Origin of the sequence: Clostridium sp. YIM B02569, from assembly GCF_022320765.1 — a bacterium.
GTDB classification, from domain to species: Bacteria; Bacillota; Clostridia; order Clostridiales; family Clostridiaceae; genus Clostridium; species Clostridium beijerinckii.
This window is the reverse complement of the sequence record NZ_JAKJJX010000010.1, coordinates 143044-165850: the sequence shown is the minus strand read 5'-3', so window position 1 is coordinate 165850 and position 22807 is coordinate 143044. Positions and strand designations below refer to the sequence as shown.

The following is a 22807-nucleotide window of genomic DNA, read 5'->3' as shown; positions in this document are numbered from 1 at the left end:
TCAAAAACTACAAATCTTATTTATCATATCTCACAACTCAAAGCAATTACAACCTTGTGATTTTCAGCTAAGAGTAAATATTAAATTTAAGTATAGAAGGAAGTGAGGAAATTATAAAAATGAATGATTTAATTATTGACAATGAGTTTAAAGACTTACTACCTCCATTATCAGAGGAACAAAAAGAAGAGCTTGAAAAAGACATAATTAAAAATGGTTGCATAAATTCACTAACTGTGTGGAAGAACATTTTGATAGATGGTCATCACAGGCATGAGATATGCACAAGGAATAATATTCAATTCGATATAGTTGAAATGGAATTTAAGGACAGGCTCGAGGCTATGGAATGGATTTGGATGAATCAAAAGAATAGAAGGAATTTAACTAAGTATGAGTTAGCGCAAATAGCATTGAAATTTAAGCCAGTAATAGAAGCTAGAGCTAAGGAAAATCAAAAATTATCAGAAGGTAGACCTGAAAAAGGTTTGTCAACATTGTCAAACCTTAAACAAAATACCGTTTTGACAAAACGGAAAGATAAAGAAGATTTTGAGGAAACTGAAGATAACACAAGAGTAGTTGATTCTGATGGAAATCAGCCAATAGATGGACAAGTTGATTTTTCAGAGATAAATGAAGAAAAAATAAAAACAATAGAGTCAATAAATACAAGGAAAGAAATTGCCAAAATTGCAGGAGTATCAGAAGGGACCATCCATAAAGTTGAACTCATAGAAGAAAAAGCTCCAGAAGAAATTAAGCAACAGGTTAAAAAGGGAGACATAACAATTAATAGTGCTTATGTTCTTACTAAATCAGCTATAGAAGCAGAAAAAAAGAATGCTGAATATGAAAAAGAGTACCAGGAGCAATTAGAAAAAGAACAGCAAGAGAATGAAGAAAAAAAGAAGTTAGCAGAAATTCAAAAGAACCTTCCTGAAAATGCGGTTGTACTAGATAAATTCAGGAAACCAAAAGAAGCTCATATTTTTGGAATTGAAGACTTCAATACCCTAACAATGGATCAATTTAATGATTGTATAAAGCATTCTAAAAAATATCGCGATGCAATTAGTAAAGTAGCATTATTAAGTACAGACATAGAGGCATTAATGGCATGGGGGGCAATAGCTAATACTACAGATATTGTAGAAATAGAATTACAAGATATTAATTCAGCTATCCAAAATTTAATTAAGATACAGAACTATTTTAAAGGAGGTAAGTAATATGAGTGAAGCATTAGAAAAAAAGGCCAAAGAAAAGATACTAGAGCAGATGGACGAGCTTGGCGGAGAAATAACTACAGATGATGTTGTAGATCTATTAAGACCACACTATATATTTAATATCCGTAAGCTTAGGGAACAAGCGTTAAGAAGGACAGCCAATAATTTAATGGCAACATATCGTGATAATAAAGGTGTTAGAACTTGTTTTAGCTGCAAAGATGATAGCGGAAATTCAAAATATTTTAATATCGAAACTACAACTGATTTAAAAGCATTAAAAAACATTGAAATCCAGTTAAATAAAAAATATAAAGGTCTTAATATTTCTAAGAAAAAAGTTCAAAGAAGAAGAGATGAACTTTCAGGACAAGTATCATTTAAAGAAGTTAATAATTAATAGATTAGGGGTGGAACAATGGTAGAAAGAACTATTTTTGAATGTGAACATTGCCACAAAAAAAGATTATTTAACCCAACTCAAATGAAAAAGCATGAACAAATATGCTGGTATAATCCTAAAAATAAAACTTGTTTAACATGCGCTAATTACACATATGAGGCACCTTATTCAGAACCTCATCCAGAATTAGAAGGGTGCCCTAACGAATATGTACCAGCACTAAAATATTGTGATTTAACAGGAGATTTGCCAGAACAACCATATACAAATTGTGAAGGTTGGGTAGAAAAAGAATCTATGTAACCACAACCAAATATTTAAGGAGGGATTATAAAATGTCAAAATACAGATTACACGTTGATGAGACAGTAAACAGATTAAATTTTATTGATATTGAAACAAGCTTAAATGAAAAAGAGGTTGATGCATTACTTACTAAAATTGAAAAAGATGATATTACAAGTGCATTAGATTTAAAGCGAAGATTAGAGGCGCAAGGCGTACAGGTAAAATCAATAAAAGTAACTAATGAACCTTATTACAGAAGAGCTGAAACATTGGAAATTGAGGAGCTAGAAGACGTTAAAAGAGAAGGTATTATGGTTAAGTTCAAAGCTTGTGATTTAAGCAAATCAATAATTGAACAAGCTATCGATGAACTAAGGGAAAGGATGCATATTAGTATTTCAGTAAATGGACCACAGTCTGATACAACTATTAAAATAAGTCAGCAACTAGATGAATTGATTGTTGTAGAAATGAGGTCTAGGCTATGAAAAAATGTGAAGATTGCGATGAATGCACATATATAGGCGAAGGTGATTATGTCTGCATTAAGGATGAACCTAAAATTGTTATTACTGAATTTATTATTGCAACAGATGATTATGGACAATGTGGCAGTAAAAACAAAAAAGCTATCAAGGAAACCGACCAAAGTATTCCAAGATAGCGCAAATGGATTATATAAATATTTTCAAAAACATTATAACACATGAGAGGAGGAATTCAAGTGTTAGTTAGATGTCAGTGGAAAACTTGCATTAATTACAAGGATGGAATGTGTAAAGCGCCTGCAATAGAACTTAAGAGCTTTGACTATGAAGAAGATAATGAGGAACTTGAAGGATTAAAATGCGACAGTTATAAATATGATTCCTTTTGGATGTGTGAAAAAGGTAGAGAAGTTGATTCTAAAGATTTTAATAAGGAGGCTGATGTAGTTGGCAAATAATCAAGTACAGAAATACGTAATAGGTGCAGTAAATGAAAAATTAACTAGCATGTTAGAAATAGAAAAGCAAGCACTTCCAGAAGGGTTTAATGGACTTAGGTTTAAGCAAAATGTTTTAAGGGTTTTAAATACTGTTAACTTAGAAAATATGAAAGGGCAGGAGTTTAACCTTGCTAAATGTATAATGCGTGGAGCATATCTGGATTTAGATTTTGCTAACAATGAATGCTATGTAATTACCTATAAGGGCAAACCAGAATTTATGACAGATTACAAAGGCGAAACCAAGCTTGTTAGGAAGTTTAGTTCTAAAAAAATTAAGGATATTTATGCAAAGCTAGTTCGTTATGGTGATGAGTTTGAAGAAGGTGTTGACCATGGTAAGCCATATATAAACTTTAAGCCAAAGCCATTTAATAATGATGATATTACGGGAGTTTTTGCAGTTGTTTATTACGAAGATGGTGCGATGGAATACGAAACCATGTCTAAGGAAGAGGTTGAGTATATTCGAGACAATTGGAGCAAAAAGGATAAGTATGGGAAGTTTTCTGCTGCATGGGTAAAGAGCTTTGGTGAAATGGCCAAAAAGACTGTTTTGAGAAGACTTTGCAAACATATAAATATTGATTTTGATAACATTAAGCAGCTTGAAGCATGGGAAGAAGGTTCGGATATGGAATTTGAAAATGAAAAGCCAAAAGAAGCTGCTACGGAAAAAAGTGATCTTGAAAAAGAGTTAGAGGATAATGAGGACATTGTTAAACAAACTGATTTTGTAGATACTCCATTTGAGGAGGTTAATGAATATGAGGATAACTAAAGAGAACTATTACAGCCTAGAAGCCGATTTAAGCACTATGTCAGTATCACAGTACAAACTATTTAAGCAATGTGAATTAATGGCTATGGCAAAGCTAAAAGGGGAATATAAACAGAGTGAAAGTGATGCATTCCTATTAGGCAAATATATTCATTCATGGAGTGAAGGAACTTTAGATGATTTTAAAAAAGAAAATCCAAGCTTATATTCAACTCAAGGCAAAACTAAAGGGAAATTAAAATCGACTTTTAAAGTAGCTGAAACAATGGTTAAGTCCTTAGAAGATGATTCAAATTGTATGAAATTTTTACAAGGTGAAAAAGAAGTGATTATTCAAGGCGAATTATTTGGTATTAAGTGGCGTGGAATGGTTGATGTATTGAATTTAGAAAAGGGATTCTTTACAGATTTAAAAACAACCCAAGGGATCCATAAAAAATATGCTGGATTAACTTTTATTGAGCATTACGGATACGTAGAACAAATGGCAATTTACAGAGAATTAATTAAACAGCAATTTGGCAAAGATTTAATTCCATACATTGTTGCAGTAGAAAAGAATGATAACCCACTTAAAGCAATAATTAAAGTAGACGAAAGGTACACAATACCAAAGCTTGAGGAAATTGAGTATAACATCGGGCGTATTATAAAAGTTAAAAGTGGAGAAGAAAAACCAATTGCGTGTGGTTTATGTGACCAGTGCAGAAAAACATTATATGTAAGTCAGATATTCACTATTGAAGATTTATAGGGAGGAGAGCCAATGGAAGAAGAAAACTACTTCAAAATAGAAGGAGTAATGTCTAAAGGTTATGGAATAATGCCAAAGATGGTTGCGTTAGATGAAAATCTGTCTATTGAATCAAAAGCAATATATGCATTCTTAACCTCATTTAGTGGAGTTGGACAAGGAGTATATCCTTCAGTGGAAACCATATTACATTATTTAAAGATATCTAAAAATAGATATTACAAATATAGAGATGAACTTATTAAGTATGGATATATAAGTATACAACCCAGACGTAAAGGTCAAAGGGTTATGAGTAATCTATATGTATTGAACATTTCTCTACGTCCTCATTTTGAAGATACACAAAATGAAGATACACAATTTGAAGATACACAAAATGAGGACACAAACAATAACAATAATAACAATAACAATAATAACAATAACAAATCTAATTTAAAAAAGAAAAAGCCTAGTGATTTTGATACCTTAATAACTGAATATACAACTAATGAGGAATTGAGAATTAACATTTATGAATTTATAAAAATGAGAAAAGGAATAAAAGCAGCTATCACAACGTTAGGTCTTAAAAAAATGTTAAATCAATTAGATAAACTTACAACTAATGATTCTGTCAAAATTAAAATTCTTGATAAATCTATTATGAATAGCTGGAAAGGAATCTATGAGTTAAAGGGAGAGAGTTATGGAGTCACTAAACAGAATACTGGATCAAGTGAAAAGAAGTTCAATGTTAAAATCCCAGAATGGAAGCCAAGCTATACAGAATCAACAGGAGACGAACCTATATAAATGTGAATTATGTAGAGATACAGGCTATATAATAACGCCTCAGATAGATAAACAGCCCTTAATGACACCGTGTAAGTGCTTGGAGAATGAAAAGATAAAAAGGCTATGGCAGAATAGTGGAATTAATACAGATAACCTAGGAAAGTCTTTTAGTAACTTTGAAGAATGGTCTAATAAGTCTAAGGAAATGAAATCAAAGGCAATAGAATATTATAAAAGTTTTAATACTTTAAGAACTGAAAGAAGGAATTCAATCTTGCTTTGTGGCAATCCTGGAAGTGGTAAAACTCATATGGCTCTAGCACTAGCAAATAACTTTTTAAAGAAAGATATAAGAGTTGTGTATATGCCTTATAGAGATATAGTGACAAGCCTAAAACAAAATATGATAGATGAAGAATACTATAAAAAAACATTAAGCAAATACCAGACCTGTGAAGTGCTGCTATTAGACGATCTATATAAAGGAAAGGTTAATGAAACAGATATTAACATAATGTTTGAATTAATAAATTATAGATACCTTAATCATTTACCTTTAATAGTGTCTACAGAGTTTACAGTTGAGAAACTTTTAAGCTTTGACGAGGCAATAGGCAGCAGGATATATGAAATGTCTAAAGACTTTATAGTTGAGATTGAAGGAACGGAAAATAATTATAGGTTAAGATAAAGGAGAAACAAATGGTAGTAGTTGAAGGAACAATAAAAGGCAAAGGACGGCCTAGATTTTTTAATGGACATGCAACAACTCCTGAAGATACAGTGACTTATGAAAATTGGGTAAGAATTTGTTATCAACAACAGGATAGAAGGTATTTAGAGGGTTCTATAAAGGCAACAATTATAGCTTACTACAAAATACCTAAGAGTTATTCAAAGAAAAGGTTAGAAGCGATAAGGTCAGGGATAGAGCGTCCACAGAAGAAACCTGATATTGATAATGTGGCTAAGGTTATTTTGGATAGTTTAAATAAAATTGCCTATAAAGATGATAGTCAGGTCACAGAATTGATTGTTAAGAAAGTATTTACTGAAGAATTAGAAAGAGTCGAATTTGAATTGGAGGGAATAAGATAATGGGTAAAACAAGTGAATTAGCGGATTTGAGTAAGAGAGTATTAAGTATAGATATTGATAGCCCTGTATTTAATGCAATGTTAACTGATTTAAATGAGGAAATACAAAGAGTTATAAAAAGTGTATATAATGGCGAATTTGCAAGCGGAGAAATATCTCTTAAACTCGAATTGAAAATAAGAGATGCTTACAAGGAAATACCTGCAACAGATGATTATGGCAATATAATAAATGATAAGTATGAATATAAAAAACCTAATTTTGAACACAAGATAACATCAACTTTAAAGAAACAATATAACTCAAAAGGTTGCTATGACGAGAATAAAGAAGTTGTATGGGATGATATAAATGGCAAATATGTAGTGCAACCACTAATAAATCCGCAAATGAATTTCATGGATATAAATAAAAATAGAGAGTAAGTGAGTTCTTGCAGGACTAGGAGTGTTAGCAGCAGGGATTACAATTGCTAATGTTAAGGTTACTGCAAATTAAGAGGGGGATTATTCCCCTCAACATAATATGTAGATGTTACAAAGAAACGAGGTAATATTTTGGGTAGAAAGTGGATTTCGGTAAATGATAAGCTACCTACTTCAAGTGGAAGATTTGAAGTTACAATAAAAGGTTGCAACAATAAACGTCATGTGGAGATGTGCAATTTCAATAAAGATTCCGAAGTCCATGCATGGGGAGACAGGTGGAATCAAGTTAAAGTTATTGCATGGAGAGAACGAGATGTTCCTTATTTGGGAAGTTAAAATCGTTTCATGTTGAAAGAGCAAAGAAAGGATTTGAAATATGATAGTGAAAATACAAAAATCCCTAAATGATAACAGTATGCTTATCTATAGTGAGGATAGAGAAATAATGTATCAAGATACTTTGGATCCTGATATAGATAAAGTATTAGGTAATAAATGCAAAGGATATTTTCAAGCTGAATTAGATAAAAACAATCAATTAGTAATTGGTAAAAAAATAAGAAATCAAAATTGGTAATAGTACACCATATGTAGATATGGCGTATTAGTTTAAGTAATAGTTTATAAATAAAAAATGACTTCATGACTTTCTAGAGTTATATATATTTTATTTAGTTTCACATACTTATAGCTATTAGCTATAAGTCTTCACTCTAGATGAAGAAGATTAGTACAGTTTCTATAGCAATAATTATTGCAAGAATAAAAGCTATAGCTTTTTTAAAAATCTCCTTAGTCAATGAAGTCACCTCCATTCAACGCTGAATGTAATATTCAATTATTTTTATTATAACCAAGAAAAATAAGTTTATTCAAAAATAAAAATCGGAGTAATTCTAGATAAATGTATGGCCATACCTCCAGACGTGGAGGGGAAAATGAAAATATTATTAGTTAATGTAGATTCAAAATTTAATATAGCAATAAGGCGAATGTATAACTATTTTAAAGATGATCATGAGGTAGTTATGAAAGATTTAAAGTTGGATGGTTATCCAGATAGAAAAAAAGTAATAGTTGATGCAGCTGGGTTTGATAAAGTTTATTCCAGCAATATCTTTGAAATTAATCAAGATAGATTTGAAATATTAGGTTGTAATAATGTTGAATATGGTGGTATTGGTTCAATAAATCCTTCATTAAAATTGCCTATAGAGATAGAGCAAACAGAACCATTTTATTATCCAGAAGAAGATACAAGCTATGGATTCCTCACTAGAGGATGTATAAGAAATTGCTTTTTCTGCAAGGTACCCAAATATGAGGGGAAATTAAAGGTTTATAACTCTCTAGAGAGCATTATTAAACATCATAAGGTTAAGTTTCTAGATAACAATATACTTGCTTATGACAAGCACATGGAAGTATTTAAATATCTTATAGAACATAATATCAGATGTGAATTTAACCAAGGATTAGACTTTAGATTGATTAATGAAGATAATGCTAAGTTACTATCAGAACTTAATTACATGGGTGAATATATATTTGCTTTTGATGATCCTAAATACCAATCACTATTGGAAAAGCAATTAAAAATCATAAAGAAATATATTCCTAAGGATTGGAAAGTTAAATTTTATATCTACCATAACAAAGATATGAGTATACCATTATTAATTCATAGAGTTGAATGGTGCAGAAAAAATAAGTGTCTACCTTATGTTATGAGAGATGTTAATTGCTGGGATAGTGAAGAAAGAAACTTTTATATAGATTATGCAGCATATTGTAATCAGCCAAGTTTCTTTAAGAGTATTGATTTTGAAATATTTTTAAATAAAAGACATAAGAACCAGGAGCGGATCAGAGAGAGTTTGAAAATTTATAACTCTAATAGCACTTTTGAATGTGCAATCTAATTCGCAATACTAAAATAGGGTAAATAACACTATTGTTACAAGTCTTTATTATCATATGAAAATCAAGTGAAAAAGAAGGCGAGATAATTTTGAAGAAAATAATTGTGCTAGAAGGGCAAATTGATTTATTTAATATGCCAATTCAAGAACCTATTATAAAGCCTAAAGAAAAAGTTATAGTTGATAAACAAGAGATGAATGAAGACCACTTCCAGAAGATAATAAACCTTTATAAAGAGAGCTGCAATAGAATCATAAAAACTGTTTCTGGAGCATTACTTGTTGAATTAGAAGATAAGACAAAGTATTTTAATGGACAAGGCGTGCATGAATTTGATTTAGGTACAGATGTAGGATTGATACCAGCAGATGAAATTCTTATTGTTAACCAAGACAAAACTTTAAATGAAATGCAGCTCAAAAAATTAGGAGAGATGAATCCAGATAGATATATAAAGCGTAAAGGTGATGCAAATATAATAGTACCTGGTGAGAAAACTACAGTTATAACACCTCGCGGATGGATAATAGAGTGGGAACAGAAGCCAGTATATAAAGAGGATGAAGTTGTTCCGTTAGAAATAAAAGATGAAAACCTAAATATAGGCGATACAGTTGAATTTATGTATAGCGAAGAGAAACATAAAGGAAAGATAGTAAGCATGTATAACAACGGTGAAACTGTAAATGTAGTTTGGAATGGAAAGCATACAGCCTTTTATTATAAATGTGTAAGAAAGATAGCATAGGAGGGCAGATAAATGAGATATAAGTTTACAGAGACAGAAACAACAGAATTACTAAATAAATTGGTTATTTTAGTAGATACAAGAGAGCAAGCGAATCAACATGTAATCCAATGGTTAAGAAAGAGGAAAAGACCCTTTAAAATACAAACGCTTAAATATGGGGATTATTCATGTATGTTACCAATAGGAAGCTTTAAGGGACAAATAAGGGATATTTATTTCACTGATGAAATTGTGATTGAAAGAAAATTTTGTATTGACGAATTGGCCATGAATTTAAAAGATAATAAGACTAACATCAATGAAATTAAAAAAGAAATAATCGAATTGTTTGGAGAAAAGTATTTAGAAAAAGTACTTAAGACTGATTATAACAGGCTAAAATACGAATTTGCCACCTTGAATAAATACAATATAAGATTCTTCATTTTTTTGGAGGACAAAAATTTTGATATAAATATAAGAGATTCATCTAGTTATAGATCAAAATACGAGCCAGATAGATTATACAAAAGACTTAAAGGCCTACAAAGTGAGTTTAATACTCAAATAAGGCCAATAGATAAGGAATTTATAGGATGCGAAATATATAACACTCTGAGATATGAAGTGAGAAATGTATTGGTTCATAAAGGATTTATAGAAGATACAGATTTGTTTTTGGAAGAATCAGCGCTATAAAAGAAACATAGTTTGAAGGTTAGGTGAGTAAATGGATAACACAGTATATAGGATACGGAAATATAAAGAGCTTAAAGCAGACATACAAGAGATTGATATAAAAGTCCAAGAACTTGAGGAAGAAATATTAGGAGTAAGTGGACAAGGTACAGAGGAAAGAACAGGAAAGACCTACAAGATAACTTCTAGTGTTGAGCAACAAGCGGAAGCGTTAATGGAAAAGAAAGAAGAATTATATAGACAACAGGCAGTTAAAAAGAGAGAATTAAGGCGAATTGACAATGCACTTACAATGCTGACTGATGAAGAAAAGGAAATAATCCAGATTGTGCTAATAGAACGCAAGAAATACTGGAGAGTTGAACAAAAATTAAATTTAAGTTACTCCAGGATCAAGCAAATGGAATATGAGGCAATAAGGAAAATGAAGAAATATATACCCTAAAATTTATTGATTATAGAAAAACAGTAGAAAAACAGAAGGAAAACAGTAGAAAGTCTGTAAAAAATACTGGAAAAGTGAGATATAATAATATTGTCAAGAATTTCATTAAAGCCCTTTTAGAAGGCATTCATTAAGTTGGATGCCTTTTTTGCGTGGTAAATAATGTGATCTTAGATTCAACGAAAGGAGATTTAGAACATGGCTAAAAGAAAGAAAGTTAAATTGAATGTGAGATTTAAAGAAGGAAAAATAATATGCGCTAAGTCTCCGGATGAATGCAAAGATTGCGAAAAAGAATGTGAGAAGATGGACTTTTATTATTGTCCATTCAATAATAGAGATCTAATGGAATGCTTTAAAAATAATGAAAAAAGAAGATGAAAGTTTGCAGGAATGAATTAAAAGATTTGTTAGATATTAATCTTAATGCTCTAAAGCAAATTGAAAGGCGCAATACATTAGAAAAAAGGCTATTGGAAAGAGGTTATATCTTGCTAAATAAATCCATTGAGAATAAAAAGACAATATACGAGTTGGGAATAAGCAAAGATAAGCAGATAATTAATAAACTCTATAATATTAGCAAAACTGAATGCTTTATTAATTATTTCAACATAAGAACTGCTGAGGAACCCGACACAATAGACGATATAGCCAGCAAGGTAAAGATAAATAAAAACACTGTTATTAAGTGGGATAATACGCTCCAGGATAAAAAGATAATTTCAAAGGATGGTTATTATTACTTTAAATTGGATAAAGCGCTGGGAGAACTGTCTCAAGTAACGATTGAAGAATACAAATCATTTTGGAAGAATAAAGCGTATGTGAACGCATTTAAGAAACTCCAAGATAAATATACACGGAGTGAAATAACCCTTGCTGAATTGCAATTAGCCAAAGGGGAACTGGACGTAATAATAAGAACTATAGAAAATAAGTATTATTACAAGGTTAAGAAATATAAAGTTAACAAAGATAACAAACTTTATATTGACACGATGAATTTAATCAGGGGGTACGTTGAGTAGTACATATATATTAATATATATCTCCTAGTGACCGTACCCCTTTAGTAAATGAATAATGCTATCTGTTTCAATGTACTTATTAGGCGCATAGAGAGGTTTTATTTGAATGTGAAATAGTACTCAAGAATTTGGATAGAACTTAACAGTGGAGACGATAGATATATAAAACGGGTAATATTATGTAAGAATTATATATAATTTGATGTAAAGATGTAAAAAGGGGTGATTATGATAATATGGCTACTAAAGAATTAAATGATAAGCAGCTAAGAGCAATTGAATTATTGGTTGAAGGTGAGAGTGTTAATGATGTTGCAACAACTATTGGAGTAAGTAGACAAACAGTATCGACATGGAAGAATAAAGATGAATTGTTTAAGGCCGAGCTTGACAAATGCAGACAGGGTTTAAAATCTGAGGTTGATGGTAGATTATTAACGCAGGTTGTCCCACTAACAGATAAGCTTATTAAGATTGCCCTTAAGAGCAGCAGTGATAAGACCTCACTAGATGCTATCATATACGCAATCAATAGACTTTGTGGTACTCCTACTAATAAGATACAGGACGTAAGCAATGATAAAGATAATAACGTCGAGCTTGATATAGATCAGTTAGTTAGTGAGATTAAAAGTGATAATAATGTGATAGATATTTCCCAAGCTAAATAATTGTGAAAGGCTGAAATATTCAAAGTTATTTCGCAAAGGATTTATTTAGCGAAATAATTGCATAAACTGGAATTTTAAAGAATGGCTTGCCTACTGGAATAGAATAGATTTCGCATTTTATGAATAAAGAAATGCATAAAAAGTGTGAATAATTCGTGTATAATTATTGTTTTATGCACTGGTAAATGAATAAAAATAAATAATTATTTCCCTTGTTTTATGTGCTTTTTTTATTGCAATTATATCATATATCCTGTAGGGTGGGTAGGTTCTAAAATTGAAAAAACCAAAATCTAGGGGTGGCAAGCTCCATAAAATTTTGTAGTATTTTTTAAACTTGAACCTTAAAATAGAGTAAAGGGGTTGATTAAGTGATAAAGCAAGGCAAAAATACAATATATTGTGATGAATGTAAGTCTGAAATTAAACAAACTAAGGATTTGATCGAAATTAAACATTTAAATGGCGGAATACAAATTAGATTCTTTAGGTGTAAGAATTGTGGAGTTAAATACTTGGTTGATGTTACAGATCGTGAGGTTAGAGAAAAAGTAATCAAGTTGAATAAATGGTCAGAGCAGCACAAGAAAGCCTTAGATATTGTAATTGATGGAATGAGTAAAGAAGAATTAAAGAAACTTGCAATCTTAGTTGATGAAACTGCTTTTAATATGGATAAACTGCAAGAAGAAATAAAAGTTACTAAAGCTAAATTAAAAGAAAAATATGAATCAGAACTCTAGAAATAGGGTTCTTTTATTATGCCCAAAAGGAGGAATAACATGATATACTTTGACAACTTAAAATTCGATACAGAGCTTAAATATGAGGTATATCTGTTAAATAGATACCTCGCTAAGCATTATGATGAAGAGACAGCTGATAAGCTATTAAAAGCCAATAACAGGGATTTAGGCAGGCTTGCAAAGGCATTGGGTGAAAAAGATATTGAATTTTTCTGCTTATATTTCATAAGTGATATATTTGTACCTAAAGGATTGAATGAAGACAATTCATACCCAGAAGATCATAAGCCGAATGTGGCTAGACAACTTTCTAAAGGTCATTATGAATTATGGGATGTAGCTAATGATATATTTGTAAAGGACAAAAGAGATAAAGCAGCAATAATTGAGCCTAGAGGATTTGCAAAGACAACAATATTTGATATGGCTGTTAGTGTATATTTACATTGTTATAAAAAATCTTTATTTACTTTACTGGGTGCCAAAACCGATACAGATGCAACTCAATTCTTGGATTCCATTAAGAAAGTATTCAATGAAAATCAAAAGATAATTAAATGTTTTGGTAAATTAATTGATATAAAGGCTGCAAAGGTAAATGGTGAAAGATATACCGTTAATGCCAATGAAGTTGAGTTTACCAATGGAACCTATATAAGAACTGTTGGTTCTGGAACATCTGTCAGAGGTGCGAATTGGGGAGGAATTAGACCGACTGTATTTATCGGTGATGACTTTCAAGATGAAAAGAACATTCTTACAGATGCAGCAAGAGAAAAACAATACTCTAAATGGACCAAGGAAGTTGAAGAAGTTGGAGACAAGGCAGTATATAGAAATGGCAAGAAAATAAAGTCTGCTACAAAGATTATTGCTATTGGTACAGTATTGCATATCGATTGTCTAATGAGTAGATTGAGCCGTAATGGTGATTACTATAGTATCTTAAGACGTGCAATTATTCTTAAAGATGATGAAACTGTTGAAGATATCTTTGAATATGGAGAAACAATCGAGAATGAATTTAAACCCGGTTTATGGTTGCAATGCCATAATATATATTTTGATGAAAAACTAAATAAAGAGGAAAGAAAAGAAAAAGCAAAGCAATTCTATGAGGACCATAGGGAAGAAATGCAATTCGAAACCTGGTGGCCTGAAAAATGGGATTGCTTTAATGATTTAGCGGTTAAGTACTGGGAAAATCGAGCGGCTTTCATGTCAGAGCTTATGAATGATGCAAGTGCTATAGGTGAAAAGTGGTTTAAATCAGTTTCAACTAGAACTAGTGCAGAAATAGAAAGGAATAAATTCTTAAAAACAATTCTAGTTATAGATCCAGCAGCAAGTACAAGTAAGAAAAATGACTATACTGCTATGGGTGTAATGAGTAAGGCAACAAATGACTTTACTTATGTTAGAGATTTACTCATGAAAAGGCTAGGATATGATGATTATTGCCAAAAAGCTGTTGGTTTTATTAAAAAACATAAGAATATTACCCATGTTGTAATTGAAAAAAATACGTTTATGGGTGCTGATGTTCTTAAGATAAAGGAATTAATTAATAAAAATCGTAAATTAAGGGGCAGACGTATTGAATTTATCAATAAAATGCAAAGAACAAATAAAGATGAAAAAATAAGTACTGTTATGGACCCTATGAATAATGGTCAGATAGTTATTTGTTCTGATTGTGAAGACAGTGCAGCAGCTGTAAAACAAGTTCTTGAATTTCAAGGCCAGCAATACACTCCACATGATGACTTTATAGATATGATTTCAGAAGGAGAAAATGCTCTAAAGGAAATAAAAGTAGTAAGGCCACTTAAAGTTAGAAAACTAAGTGATTTATACGGGTAGGAGGTGAATTATGGATATTTCAGAAGAGATTATTAAAAAAGCTTATCAAAGATATCAGAATAACTCAAAACATTACAATGATATAAATAAATATTATTATGGCACTACAGAAGCTTTAAAAGACTTTAAACCTATAGAGGGAAGAAGTAATTTAAAAGTGAATGCTAATTTTGTACAAAAACTAGTAGATGAAGAAGCAACTTATAGTTTTGGAAATTCAGTTACTTATGTATCTACTGATAATAACTCACAAGTCACCAAGGATATAGAATATAATTTGAAAAATAACTTAGAAGATCATGATTTAAATGGTGGTATTGAATTAGTTAAGAATGGAACAGGATATGAAATTAATTATCTTGATAAAGAAAAGAAATTTAAAAATAGAATGATAAGTGCTTTAGATGGATATATGTATAGGGTTAATGAGGAGCCTTTATTTTTCTTGCATGTTCATGAAGAAGATACGGATGATGGAGGAACTGAAACATTTATTGACATGTATACTGATAAGCAGATTATACATTATGATAGTGAATTTAATGAAGTTGAACTAGCTACACCGCATTACTTCGGAATAGTACCTGTAGGTTATGGAATAGTTGGTGGTAAGGAATATAGTGAAAGAAGAGGATATGTCGAAGGTGATAAAACAATCTACAGGACCATAAAAACAATTCAGGATGCACTTGAAACTAATTTATCTGATATGGTTTGTGAAATTAGTGATTTTAGAAATGCAATCTTAAAATTGTTCAATGCTAGTCAAGAAGACGAAGATGGAACTAAACAGCCTATAATTAAGGATAATGCAGTAATGGAATTCGAAGATAAGGAAACACAGGATGCAGAATGGCTAATAAAAGAAATTAATGATGCATTTATCAAAAATACTCGAGATGATTTAATTGCTCTAATCTATGTTTTAACTTGTCATATTGATAATAATGAAAAGATGCAGAGTAATTTAAGTGGTATTGCTCTAAGATCTAGATTACAAATGCTAGAAAGTAAATGCCGAATGAATGAAAAGGCAATGGCTAATATCATAAAAACTAGATTGAAATGCTTATTTAAGTACCTGGAGATAACAGAAGGCAAAAAGTATGATGTAAATAAAATAGAAATTAAGTTTACTCCAAATGTTCCAGCTGATTTAACTGCTTTAGCTGACATAGTTTCTAAAATACCTCATGAAGTTATGAGCAATAGAAGCAAAAGAGCTTTGATTCCAACAATCACTGATGTAGATAAAGAAGGAGAGCAAATAGAACTAGAAAATAATGCTGAAAATCAAGGAATGGGTGATTATACAGAAAATAACAACGCTGATGATATAGTTGGTGATGGAAATGAAACTGAATAGATTTCAACTATTTTTTCAAGCTGCATATTTAAAGTTTACAAAATATATTTTTGATAAGGGCGAAGAAGATATCAAGCCATTGCTTGAACAGCAATCTAAAGATATGAAAAACTTATTAAATGAAATATCTAATATGATGCTAATTTATAAGATTCATGACACTGTTATGAGCATGTCTGAGAGCGACCAGAAGAAAGAGAAGAGTAGACTTGATAAAGTTATCGAGAACACATTTAAAAGCCAATACAGAGCCGAGCGGAAGCAAATAACAGGCATGTTAAATGAAGTGGGACAAGATAAATATAATTCAAATAGTTTTTTATTTACTTTAGATAAAAATAATAAAAGAAAAAGACTTAATACTGAAGAACTTAAGAAGATTATTAGTCAAAAAGTTGAAGGTAAAAGTTATTCAGAACGTCTGTGGGATGATAAGAACCAAGTAGCAAGCACCTTACAAAAAGAAATTAAGAAATTTATGCAAGGTAAGACTAATGTTAATGATATTAAGCAGGTAATAGAAAAAAGATTTGCTGCTAATGAATTTAACACTAGAAGAATTGTAGCTAGTGAAATTGCAAGAGTTCAAAGTGCTGTAAGTGATAAATGGTGTAAAGACAATGGTATAGAATATCAGATATTCTCAGTAGTTCTTGATAGTGCAACTTCAAGATTTTGTAGACCTCATGCAAATGATCCACCATATAGGATTAATGATATTAATAAGCCAATACCACCACTTCACCCCTTTTGCAGAAGTACATTGATTCCAATTACACCTATAGGATATAAACCCAATATACCTAAAAATGTTGATTGGGGAGATTATGAAGAGTGGTATAACGCATAAAGGAGTTGATTATATTGCCTAAGAAAGTAAACAAGCATCCTGAATTTAATTTACAGAAGTCTATCTCTAAAGGTGGTAAAAAGTACAATGTAGGCGTTGGAAAAGATGATGATGGTTATTTTGTACACACTCATAGAGCTAGAAGCAAAAGTTACAAGAGTAAATCAGATATTCCTATTAAGGATTTAAAATTTATTGAAAGTACAGGTTAAGGAGTGATTAGAATGAATATTAAACTAGATTTAAATCAAACTTACACAACAGAAGAGGAAAAAGAATTAATTTGCTATGAAAAGACAGATAAGTTTGCTTTTTTATGCCCTTATAAACTTTTAGATGAAAATAAAGTTGAGCTGAATATAAAAGAAACTTTAGTTTATTCAATGCAGAAACAAGATGAAACACCAATAGAAGCAATTGAAAATTTACTAGTTTTAAAATAGAAAATTATTTTAGGAGGAATGTATAAATGGAATTTCCATACATTAAAGTTAACCAAGGTTGTGTCGAGCTTAATGGTAAAAGAGTAGATACAATTCTTGAAATGAATGTACATTATAAACCAGAAAAGAAAGGTATTGCAGAAGTCACAATGAAGATAGATGCAAAAGTAGACTTAGAAGGGATAGCGGAAATAAAAAAAGAAAATAGCATAAGTAAAAATGAAAAGTAATTAAGTCTTAGAAATAAGGCTTTTTATTATGTCTTTTATTACTATACAGCAGAGTTTAAAGAACTGGATTAGTAAAAGTAATTTATACTTTGTGGGACATTGGACTGCAAGGGATAAGGAGGAACTTAGAATGAAAAAAGCAGATATAAAAGCATTAATTGAAAGTGCAACAGATGACCAAGACATTAATGAAATTATCCTAGGACATGATGAATTTAAGGACTTGGGAAAGGTTGATTTAACTAAGCTAAGTACAGAGGATTTTAATAAATTAGTAACTGAAAACGCAACTATTAGTGGTTATTATAAATCCAAAATTGATAGCGCTATTGGAACAGCAATAACTACACATGACAAAAAATTCAATGAAGAAAAACTTCCTAAAATTATTGAAGAAGAACTAAAGAAGAAATCAAATGAAAATAAAACACCTACTGAAATTGCACTTGATGAAGTAAAGGCAGAGCTTGAAAGAATGAAAACTGAAAAACAACTTTCAGATATGGTCGCAAAATATCAAGGAGTTTTAACAGAAAAGAAAATTCCAATAAAAGCAATTGAGTTAATTTTAGGTAAGGATGAAGAAACAACAGATACTAAAATTGCTTTACTAGAGGAAATATTACAACCTTTAGTGGATGAAAAAGTAATGGAAAGGTTAGGTACAAGTTCTTATGAACCACCTGCAGGTGGAGGAGCACCAAAAATAAAGAATCCTTGGGCGAAGGAAACTTTTAATTTAACAGAGCAAGCAAAAATATTAAGAGAAAATCCAGAACTGGCTAAAAAATTAAAAGCTATGGCTGGAAAATAATTAGAAAGAGAGATGATTTTAAATGGCAACAACAAAAATTAGTGACATTATAGAACCAAAGGTATTTAATCCATATGTAGTAGAAAAAACCATGGAGTTATCAGCGCTTTATAGTAGTGGAATTGTTCAAAATAATCCAGAACTAGATGCATTAGCTTTAAGTGGTGGAAGAATATTAAATATGCCTTACTGGGATGATTTGAATGGTGATGATGAAGTTCTTTCAGACGATGGAGCATTAACACCTGAGAAAATCACATCAGGTCAAGATCAAGCAGTATTATTAATGAGAGGTAAAGCATGGTCAGTGAATGATCTAGCAAAGGCACTTAGTGGAGATGATCCAATGAGAGCTATAGGTGATTTAGTAGCTGGATACTGGGCAAGAAAAATGCAAAAAACTCTTATTGCCATGTTAAATGGTGTTTTCAGTTCAGCTTCAATGAGTGGAAACGTACATGATATTTCAGGGAAAACAGGAGATGCTGCCATTATAGGTGGAACAACATTTATTGATGCAGTTCAACTTTTAGGAGATGCTAAAGATAAACTTACTGCTATTGGAATGCATTCAGCAGCTGTTTCAGAACTTGCGAAAAGAGATTTAATTCAAACAGTAAGAGATAGTGAAGGGAAAGTCGTTCTTAAAACTTATATGGAAAAGGCTGTTATTGAAGATGATGGATGTCCAGTAGATACTGCTAATGGTATTTTTACTAGTTATATATTTGGAGCTGGTGCAGTTGGTTTGGGTAATGGAAATGCACCAGTACCTACAGAAACCGATAGAGATTCACTTGCGGGTAATGACATATTAATTAATAGAAAGCATTATATCTTACACCCAAGAGGAATAAAATTCACAAATTCAAGTGTGGCAGGAGCTTCACCTACTAATACAGAACTTTCAACAGCAGCAAATTGGCAAAGAGTATATGATAACAAGGCGATTAGAATTGTTCAATTTAAACATAAAATAGTTTAGTAGAGTAGCAAATGCTGCTCTATTTGTATTTAAGGAGGAAATTACATGGGTTTAGCTGCATTCAATAGAATGAGAAGAGAACAGGAAGAGTTGAAAAAAAATAAAGAGAAAGATGCCTTAAAACTGGAACAGGAAAGGTTGGAAAAAGAAGAAGCATTAAAGCAAGAAGCTATGAAAGCTGAAGAGGAAAGATTGAAGCAAGAGGAATTGAAAAAAGCTGAAGAAGAAGCATTGAAACAAAAAGAACAGGAGCAGGAAAAAGAATCTTCAACTGAAAATATTGAAACAGATGATAAAGGGGCAGATAAAAAGGGCAAAAAAGAAGGTGAATAATTATGTTTACTGATGATGAATTACACGAAATGGCTCTTACAGCTATCTATAATCATTATAATGGCAAATATGAAAAGGCTGATATAGAAGCTAATTATCCATTAGCAATTAAATTATTTATCAATAATATAAGTAAAATAATGAACTCAAAGACTCCAGGAGTAAGGTCATTTACTGAAGGTAAACAGAGCATGACTTTTGATAGTGAACTTGAAGCTTTAACTCTTACTAAAGATGTGCTTGCATTGTTACCTAAAAAGGGTAATTTAAGGGTGTGGTAAGTATGGTTATTAATAAAAATTGTGATATAACCCTATATAATCGCTATGTAGATAAATCTACAGGCATAGATAAATATCAAAGAACAGTAATTGAAGGTTGTAACTGGCAAGGGGGAATAAGTGTAACAGTAAGCGCTGATGATAAGGGAATAACCTTTATGAATGGTGTTTCTATTATTATTGATAGGCTGAGTAATTACATGCCACCTAAGAAGTTTGCTAAGTTGCCTGATAATGAAAAACCAAATTATTTTACTTTTAATATTTCTGACAAAATAGTTAAAGGAAAAATTGACTTTGAAATTACAGGAGTTAAACCAAACGCATTAGCTGATTTAGTCAAAAACTTTGATGATGTTATAGATATTAAAGGCATTGATACTAATTTACCAAGTCATTTTGAAATTGAGGGGGTATAAGCTTGGCAGTAAGAATCCAATTAAACACAGGTGAAATATTAAGGAAAAGAGGCTTAGACAAAAATGGAGCTGTTCAAAGAGCTTTTACACAAGAATGTGCAAAGGAAATGAATCCTTATATACCCTATAGAACAGGAAATTTAAAGGACCAAGATGTAAAAATAAATGTAGATAGTATTGAGTATTCCGCAGAGTATGCAGAAGAGCAATACTATGAAAATGAAGGCCAAGGAATGAATGGTACAGCTAATGGAGGAATTAGAGGCAAGCAATGGGATAAAAGAATGTGGGCAGACCAAGGCGAAAAGATTGTAAAGAAAATGGCTGATATGGCAGGAGGCAAAGCAAAATGACAATAGTTGAATCTATTAGAGATTATATAAGGACATGTCCTTATTTAGAAATGTTTGATGATGCTATAAAGGTTAATGTGGATTATCTTAGCGGTGATGCAGATAGCTATTCTATTGAAGAGGTACCTTGTGAACCTATAGTAAAAAAATATATTGATAGGAGTTCAACAAGGCAATTTGAGTTTATATTTTGTAGCAGAGAACCATATTCAGAAAACATACTTCAAAATATAGATAATAGTGGATTCTATGAGAAATTTGCTGATTGGATAGAGGAGAACACAAGGGCAAATATATTACCAATAATGGGAGATGGCAAGCGTGCGGAGAAACTAGAGGTATTAACACATGGTTATTTACTTCATAACACTCAGAACACAGCACGTTATCAAATACAATGTAAGTTAACATATTTTCAAAAGAAATAATTAGAGAAGGATGATGAAGAATGAGTAATAAAAAAATAGGACGATATGACATAGCTGATTATTTGCTTATTAAAGATACTGGAAAGAATGCTTTTATGGGTACAGGCTTCAATACTCTTAACGAAGATGTTGGGGCGCAGGTAGAAGGCAAAACATATATAAAAGATAAGAATAAATCAACTACAATAAAGGGATATGATACAAAATTCTCTTATGATCTAGATTTAATGTATAACGATGCAGACGATGAAGAAAAAGCGGAAATTGAAGCAGTCCAAGAATTATATTTTATAGGAAGAAACCATGCAGTAGGTGTAGAGGCAGAAAGATATTACGTTAGAACAGAATTATTTTTACCTGCTGTGCCAAATTCAACAAGATACTTTAAGGCTAGAAAATTTAAGGTTGCAGTAGAAGTAACAAACAGCCAAGGTGCTGGTGGTGAAACAATGACTGGGGCAGGAAATTTAAACTGTGTTGGTGATCCTGTCTTTGGATATTTCGATATTCAAGAAAAAGAATTCCATGAAGGAGAGTACTTAGAAAGTCTTGGAACATTAACAGTTACATCAGTTGAAGGTTCGTCTACTGGAACAACTAAAATTACAATAACTCAACCACTAACAAGCGGTAATTTCTATATGTATAAGACAGCAAGTACAGTAACGACGCCAGCGTTAAATGATGATTGTTCAGGATATCAAGTATGGAATGGAAGCGCGGATATAACCGCAGTTACAGGTAATAAAATTTGCATAGTTGAAGTTGATTCAAGTCTAAAAGCTAAAAAAGCAGGTATTGCTACAGTAGTAGCTAAAGCATAGTAAGAAAGGGGCAATGATATGAGTATTTTACTAGAAAAATTGCCCGAATATGTTTTAATAGATGGAACGGAAGTCAAAATAAATACTGACTTTCGTTTTTCTATTAAGTTTGAGCAATTATTTAATGACAAATCATTAGATGATCAAGAAATATTTACTAGAGCATTAGAGATTTATTATCCTAATATTCCATTAAATATAAATCAAGCTATAGAGCAAATGATTTGGTTTTATAGGTGTGGTAAAGAAGAAAGTAAAAAGAAAAAAGCAAATTCTAATAAAGAAGATATTTATAATTTCGACTACGATGGAGATAAAATTTATAGTGCATTTTTAGACCAATATGGAGTAGATTTACAAGAAACAAATCTTCATTGGTGGAAATTTAAAGCTATGTTTAATTCCTTAAAAGAAGATAATGAGATATCGAAAATAATGTCTATAAGAGCTATGGATTTAAGTAAAATTACAGATAAAAATATAAAAGATCATTATACTAAAATAAAAAAAATATACGCAATACCGCGAAGCAAAGAAGAGGTTAAGCATACTAAAAACTTAGCAGCAATATTAAAACGTGGTGGAGATTTATCAGAACTACAAGAGTAACTTAGGTTGCTC

37 protein-coding genes are annotated in these 22807 nt (G+C 31.1%); all 37 read left to right on the top strand.

The features are described 5' to 3' along the window. Positions 1–119: 119 nt before the first annotated feature. On the top strand, positions 120–1232 hold the full coding sequence (locus L3B96_RS11120; protein ID WP_238860927.1) for a hypothetical protein: 1113 nt from the start codon (positions 120–122) through the stop codon (positions 1230–1232). Between the two features lies 1 nt (position 1233). Next, positions 1234–1632 (top strand): hypothetical protein, encoded by a 399-nt coding sequence (locus L3B96_RS11115; protein WP_238860925.1) that lies wholly within the window; start codon positions 1234–1236, stop codon positions 1630–1632. A gap of 18 nt (positions 1633–1650) precedes the next feature. Next, positions 1651–1938 (top strand): hypothetical protein, encoded by a 288-nt coding sequence (locus tag L3B96_RS11110; protein ID WP_238860923.1) that lies wholly within the window; start codon positions 1651–1653, stop codon positions 1936–1938. A 32-nt stretch (positions 1939–1970) separates the two neighbouring features. Next, positions 1971–2411 carry an aspartyl-phosphate phosphatase Spo0E family protein gene (locus L3B96_RS11105; protein ID WP_238860921.1) on the top strand — a complete coding sequence of 147 codons (441 nt, stop codon included), beginning with the start codon at positions 1971–1973 and terminating at the stop codon, positions 2409–2411. After that, positions 2408–2587: a hypothetical protein gene (locus tag L3B96_RS11100; RefSeq protein WP_173711408.1), complete on the top strand. Its 180-nt coding sequence runs from the start codon at positions 2408–2410 to the stop codon at positions 2585–2587. Before L3B96_RS11105 ends, L3B96_RS11100 begins: the two co-directional genes overlap by 4 nt. Positions 2588–2647: 60 nt before the next feature. Continuing rightward, on the top strand, positions 2648–2869 hold the full coding sequence (locus tag L3B96_RS11095; protein WP_238860919.1) for a DUF1540 domain-containing protein: 222 nt from the start codon (positions 2648–2650) through the stop codon (positions 2867–2869). Then, positions 2859–3692, top strand: a complete 834-nt coding sequence (locus L3B96_RS11090; protein ID WP_238860917.1) for a RecT family recombinase — start codon at positions 2859–2861, stop codon at positions 3690–3692. Before L3B96_RS11095 ends, L3B96_RS11090 begins: the two co-directional genes overlap by 11 nt. After that, entirely contained in the window at positions 3679–4446 is a 768-nt protein-coding gene (locus tag L3B96_RS11085; RefSeq protein ID WP_238860915.1) for a PD-(D/E)XK nuclease-like domain-containing protein, read from the top strand. The genes L3B96_RS11090 and L3B96_RS11085 overlap by 14 nt, the downstream gene beginning before the upstream one ends. A gap of 12 nt (positions 4447–4458) precedes the next feature. Beyond that, positions 4459–5244, top strand: coding sequence for a helix-turn-helix domain-containing protein (locus tag L3B96_RS11080; protein ID WP_238860913.1), 786 nt, complete (start codon positions 4459–4461; stop codon positions 5242–5244). Then, a complete protein-coding gene (locus L3B96_RS11075; protein WP_238860945.1) occupies positions 5183–5917 on the top strand; it encodes an ATP-binding protein in 735 nt (244 codons plus the stop codon). Before L3B96_RS11080 ends, L3B96_RS11075 begins: the two co-directional genes overlap by 62 nt. Before the next feature lie 11 nt (positions 5918–5928). Then, complete coding sequence (locus L3B96_RS11070; protein ID WP_238860911.1) at positions 5929–6324, top strand: RusA family crossover junction endodeoxyribonuclease; 396 nt, start codon at positions 5929–5931, stop codon at positions 6322–6324. Next, positions 6324–6749, top strand: coding sequence for a hypothetical protein (locus L3B96_RS11065; RefSeq protein WP_238860909.1), 426 nt, complete (start codon positions 6324–6326; stop codon positions 6747–6749). Before L3B96_RS11070 ends, L3B96_RS11065 begins: the two co-directional genes overlap by 1 nt. Positions 6750–6881: 132 nt before the next feature. Then, on the top strand, positions 6882–7088 hold the full coding sequence (locus L3B96_RS11060; protein ID WP_238860908.1) for a hypothetical protein: 207 nt from the start codon (positions 6882–6884) through the stop codon (positions 7086–7088). Positions 7089–7128: 40 nt separating this feature from the next. Continuing rightward, entirely contained in the window at positions 7129–7329 is a 201-nt protein-coding gene (locus tag L3B96_RS11055) for a hypothetical protein (protein ID WP_077855560.1), read from the top strand. A gap of 361 nt (positions 7330–7690) precedes the next feature. Further along, positions 7691–8674, top strand: coding sequence for a hypothetical protein (locus L3B96_RS11050; RefSeq protein ID WP_238860906.1), 984 nt, complete (start codon positions 7691–7693; stop codon positions 8672–8674). 89 nt (positions 8675–8763) lie between these two features. After that, a complete protein-coding gene (locus tag L3B96_RS11045) occupies positions 8764–9423 on the top strand; it encodes a hypothetical protein (RefSeq protein WP_238860904.1) in 660 nt (219 codons plus the stop codon). Positions 9424–9435: 12 nt separating this feature from the next. Further along, positions 9436–10104, top strand: coding sequence for an ERCC4 domain-containing protein (locus tag L3B96_RS11040; protein WP_238860902.1), 669 nt, complete (start codon positions 9436–9438; stop codon positions 10102–10104). A 31-nt stretch (positions 10105–10135) separates the two neighbouring features. After that, positions 10136–10549, top strand: coding sequence for a sigma-70 family RNA polymerase sigma factor (locus tag L3B96_RS11035; protein WP_077853813.1), 414 nt, complete (start codon positions 10136–10138; stop codon positions 10547–10549). Between the two features lie 198 nt (positions 10550–10747). Continuing rightward, positions 10748–10930, top strand: coding sequence for a hypothetical protein (locus tag L3B96_RS11030; protein WP_238860900.1), 183 nt, complete (start codon positions 10748–10750; stop codon positions 10928–10930). Then, a complete protein-coding gene (locus tag L3B96_RS11025; protein ID WP_238860898.1) occupies positions 10927–11580 on the top strand; it encodes a hypothetical protein in 654 nt (217 codons plus the stop codon). Before L3B96_RS11030 ends, L3B96_RS11025 begins: the two co-directional genes overlap by 4 nt. Positions 11581–11816: 236 nt before the next feature. Then, complete coding sequence (locus L3B96_RS11020; protein ID WP_238860896.1) at positions 11817–12251, top strand: phBC6A51 family helix-turn-helix protein; 435 nt, start codon at positions 11817–11819, stop codon at positions 12249–12251. Between the two features lie 371 nt (positions 12252–12622). Further along, positions 12623–12994, top strand: a complete 372-nt coding sequence (locus L3B96_RS11015) for a hypothetical protein (protein ID WP_238860894.1) — start codon at positions 12623–12625, stop codon at positions 12992–12994. A 39-nt stretch (positions 12995–13033) separates the two neighbouring features. After that, positions 13034–14860, top strand: coding sequence for a terminase (locus tag L3B96_RS11010; RefSeq protein WP_238860892.1), 1827 nt, complete (start codon positions 13034–13036; stop codon positions 14858–14860). 10 nt (positions 14861–14870) lie between these two features. Beyond that, on the top strand, positions 14871–16226 hold the full coding sequence (locus tag L3B96_RS11005; protein ID WP_238860891.1) for a phage portal protein: 1356 nt from the start codon (positions 14871–14873) through the stop codon (positions 16224–16226). Continuing rightward, positions 16213–17076, top strand: a complete 864-nt coding sequence (locus L3B96_RS11000; protein WP_238860889.1) for a minor capsid protein — start codon at positions 16213–16215, stop codon at positions 17074–17076. Before L3B96_RS11005 ends, L3B96_RS11000 begins: the two co-directional genes overlap by 14 nt. A gap of 14 nt (positions 17077–17090) precedes the next feature. Continuing rightward, entirely contained in the window at positions 17091–17288 is a 198-nt protein-coding gene (locus L3B96_RS10995; RefSeq protein WP_238860887.1) for a hypothetical protein, read from the top strand. A 12-nt stretch (positions 17289–17300) separates the two neighbouring features. Continuing rightward, complete coding sequence (locus L3B96_RS10990; protein WP_238860885.1) at positions 17301–17519, top strand: hypothetical protein; 219 nt, start codon at positions 17301–17303, stop codon at positions 17517–17519. A gap of 26 nt (positions 17520–17545) precedes the next feature. After that, positions 17546–17749, top strand: a complete 204-nt coding sequence (locus L3B96_RS10985) for a hypothetical protein (RefSeq protein ID WP_238860883.1) — start codon at positions 17546–17548, stop codon at positions 17747–17749. Between the two features lie 130 nt (positions 17750–17879). Then, entirely contained in the window at positions 17880–18563 is a 684-nt protein-coding gene (locus tag L3B96_RS10980) for a DUF4355 domain-containing protein (RefSeq protein WP_238860881.1), read from the top strand. Between the two features lie 22 nt (positions 18564–18585). Further along, positions 18586–19548: a major capsid protein gene (locus tag L3B96_RS10975; RefSeq protein ID WP_238860879.1), complete on the top strand. Its 963-nt coding sequence runs from the start codon at positions 18586–18588 to the stop codon at positions 19546–19548. Positions 19549–19593: 45 nt separating this feature from the next. Beyond that, positions 19594–19881 carry a hypothetical protein gene (locus tag L3B96_RS10970; RefSeq protein ID WP_238860877.1) on the top strand — a complete coding sequence of 96 codons (288 nt, stop codon included), beginning with the start codon at positions 19594–19596 and terminating at the stop codon, positions 19879–19881. Between the two features lie 2 nt (positions 19882–19883). After that, positions 19884–20162 (top strand): hypothetical protein, encoded by a 279-nt coding sequence (locus L3B96_RS10965; RefSeq protein WP_238860875.1) that lies wholly within the window; start codon positions 19884–19886, stop codon positions 20160–20162. 2 nt (positions 20163–20164) lie between these two features. Beyond that, on the top strand, positions 20165–20581 hold the full coding sequence (locus tag L3B96_RS10960; RefSeq protein WP_238860873.1) for a DUF6751 family protein: 417 nt from the start codon (positions 20165–20167) through the stop codon (positions 20579–20581). A gap of 2 nt (positions 20582–20583) precedes the next feature. Next, a complete protein-coding gene (locus L3B96_RS10955; RefSeq protein ID WP_207716715.1) occupies positions 20584–20934 on the top strand; it encodes a minor capsid protein in 351 nt (116 codons plus the stop codon). Beyond that, positions 20931–21362, top strand: a complete 432-nt coding sequence (locus tag L3B96_RS10950) for a chloramphenicol resistance protein (protein WP_077845174.1) — start codon at positions 20931–20933, stop codon at positions 21360–21362. The genes L3B96_RS10955 and L3B96_RS10950 overlap by 4 nt, the downstream gene beginning before the upstream one ends. A gap of 20 nt (positions 21363–21382) precedes the next feature. Continuing rightward, a complete protein-coding gene (locus L3B96_RS10945; protein WP_238860871.1) occupies positions 21383–22186 on the top strand; it encodes a hypothetical protein in 804 nt (267 codons plus the stop codon). Between the two features lie 18 nt (positions 22187–22204). Next, the gene (locus L3B96_RS10940; protein ID WP_238860869.1) at positions 22205–22795 is read left to right on the top strand and encodes a bacteriophage Gp15 family protein; all 591 of its coding nucleotides are present in this window, start codon (positions 22205–22207) and stop codon (positions 22793–22795) included. Positions 22796–22807 lie beyond the last annotated feature (12 nt).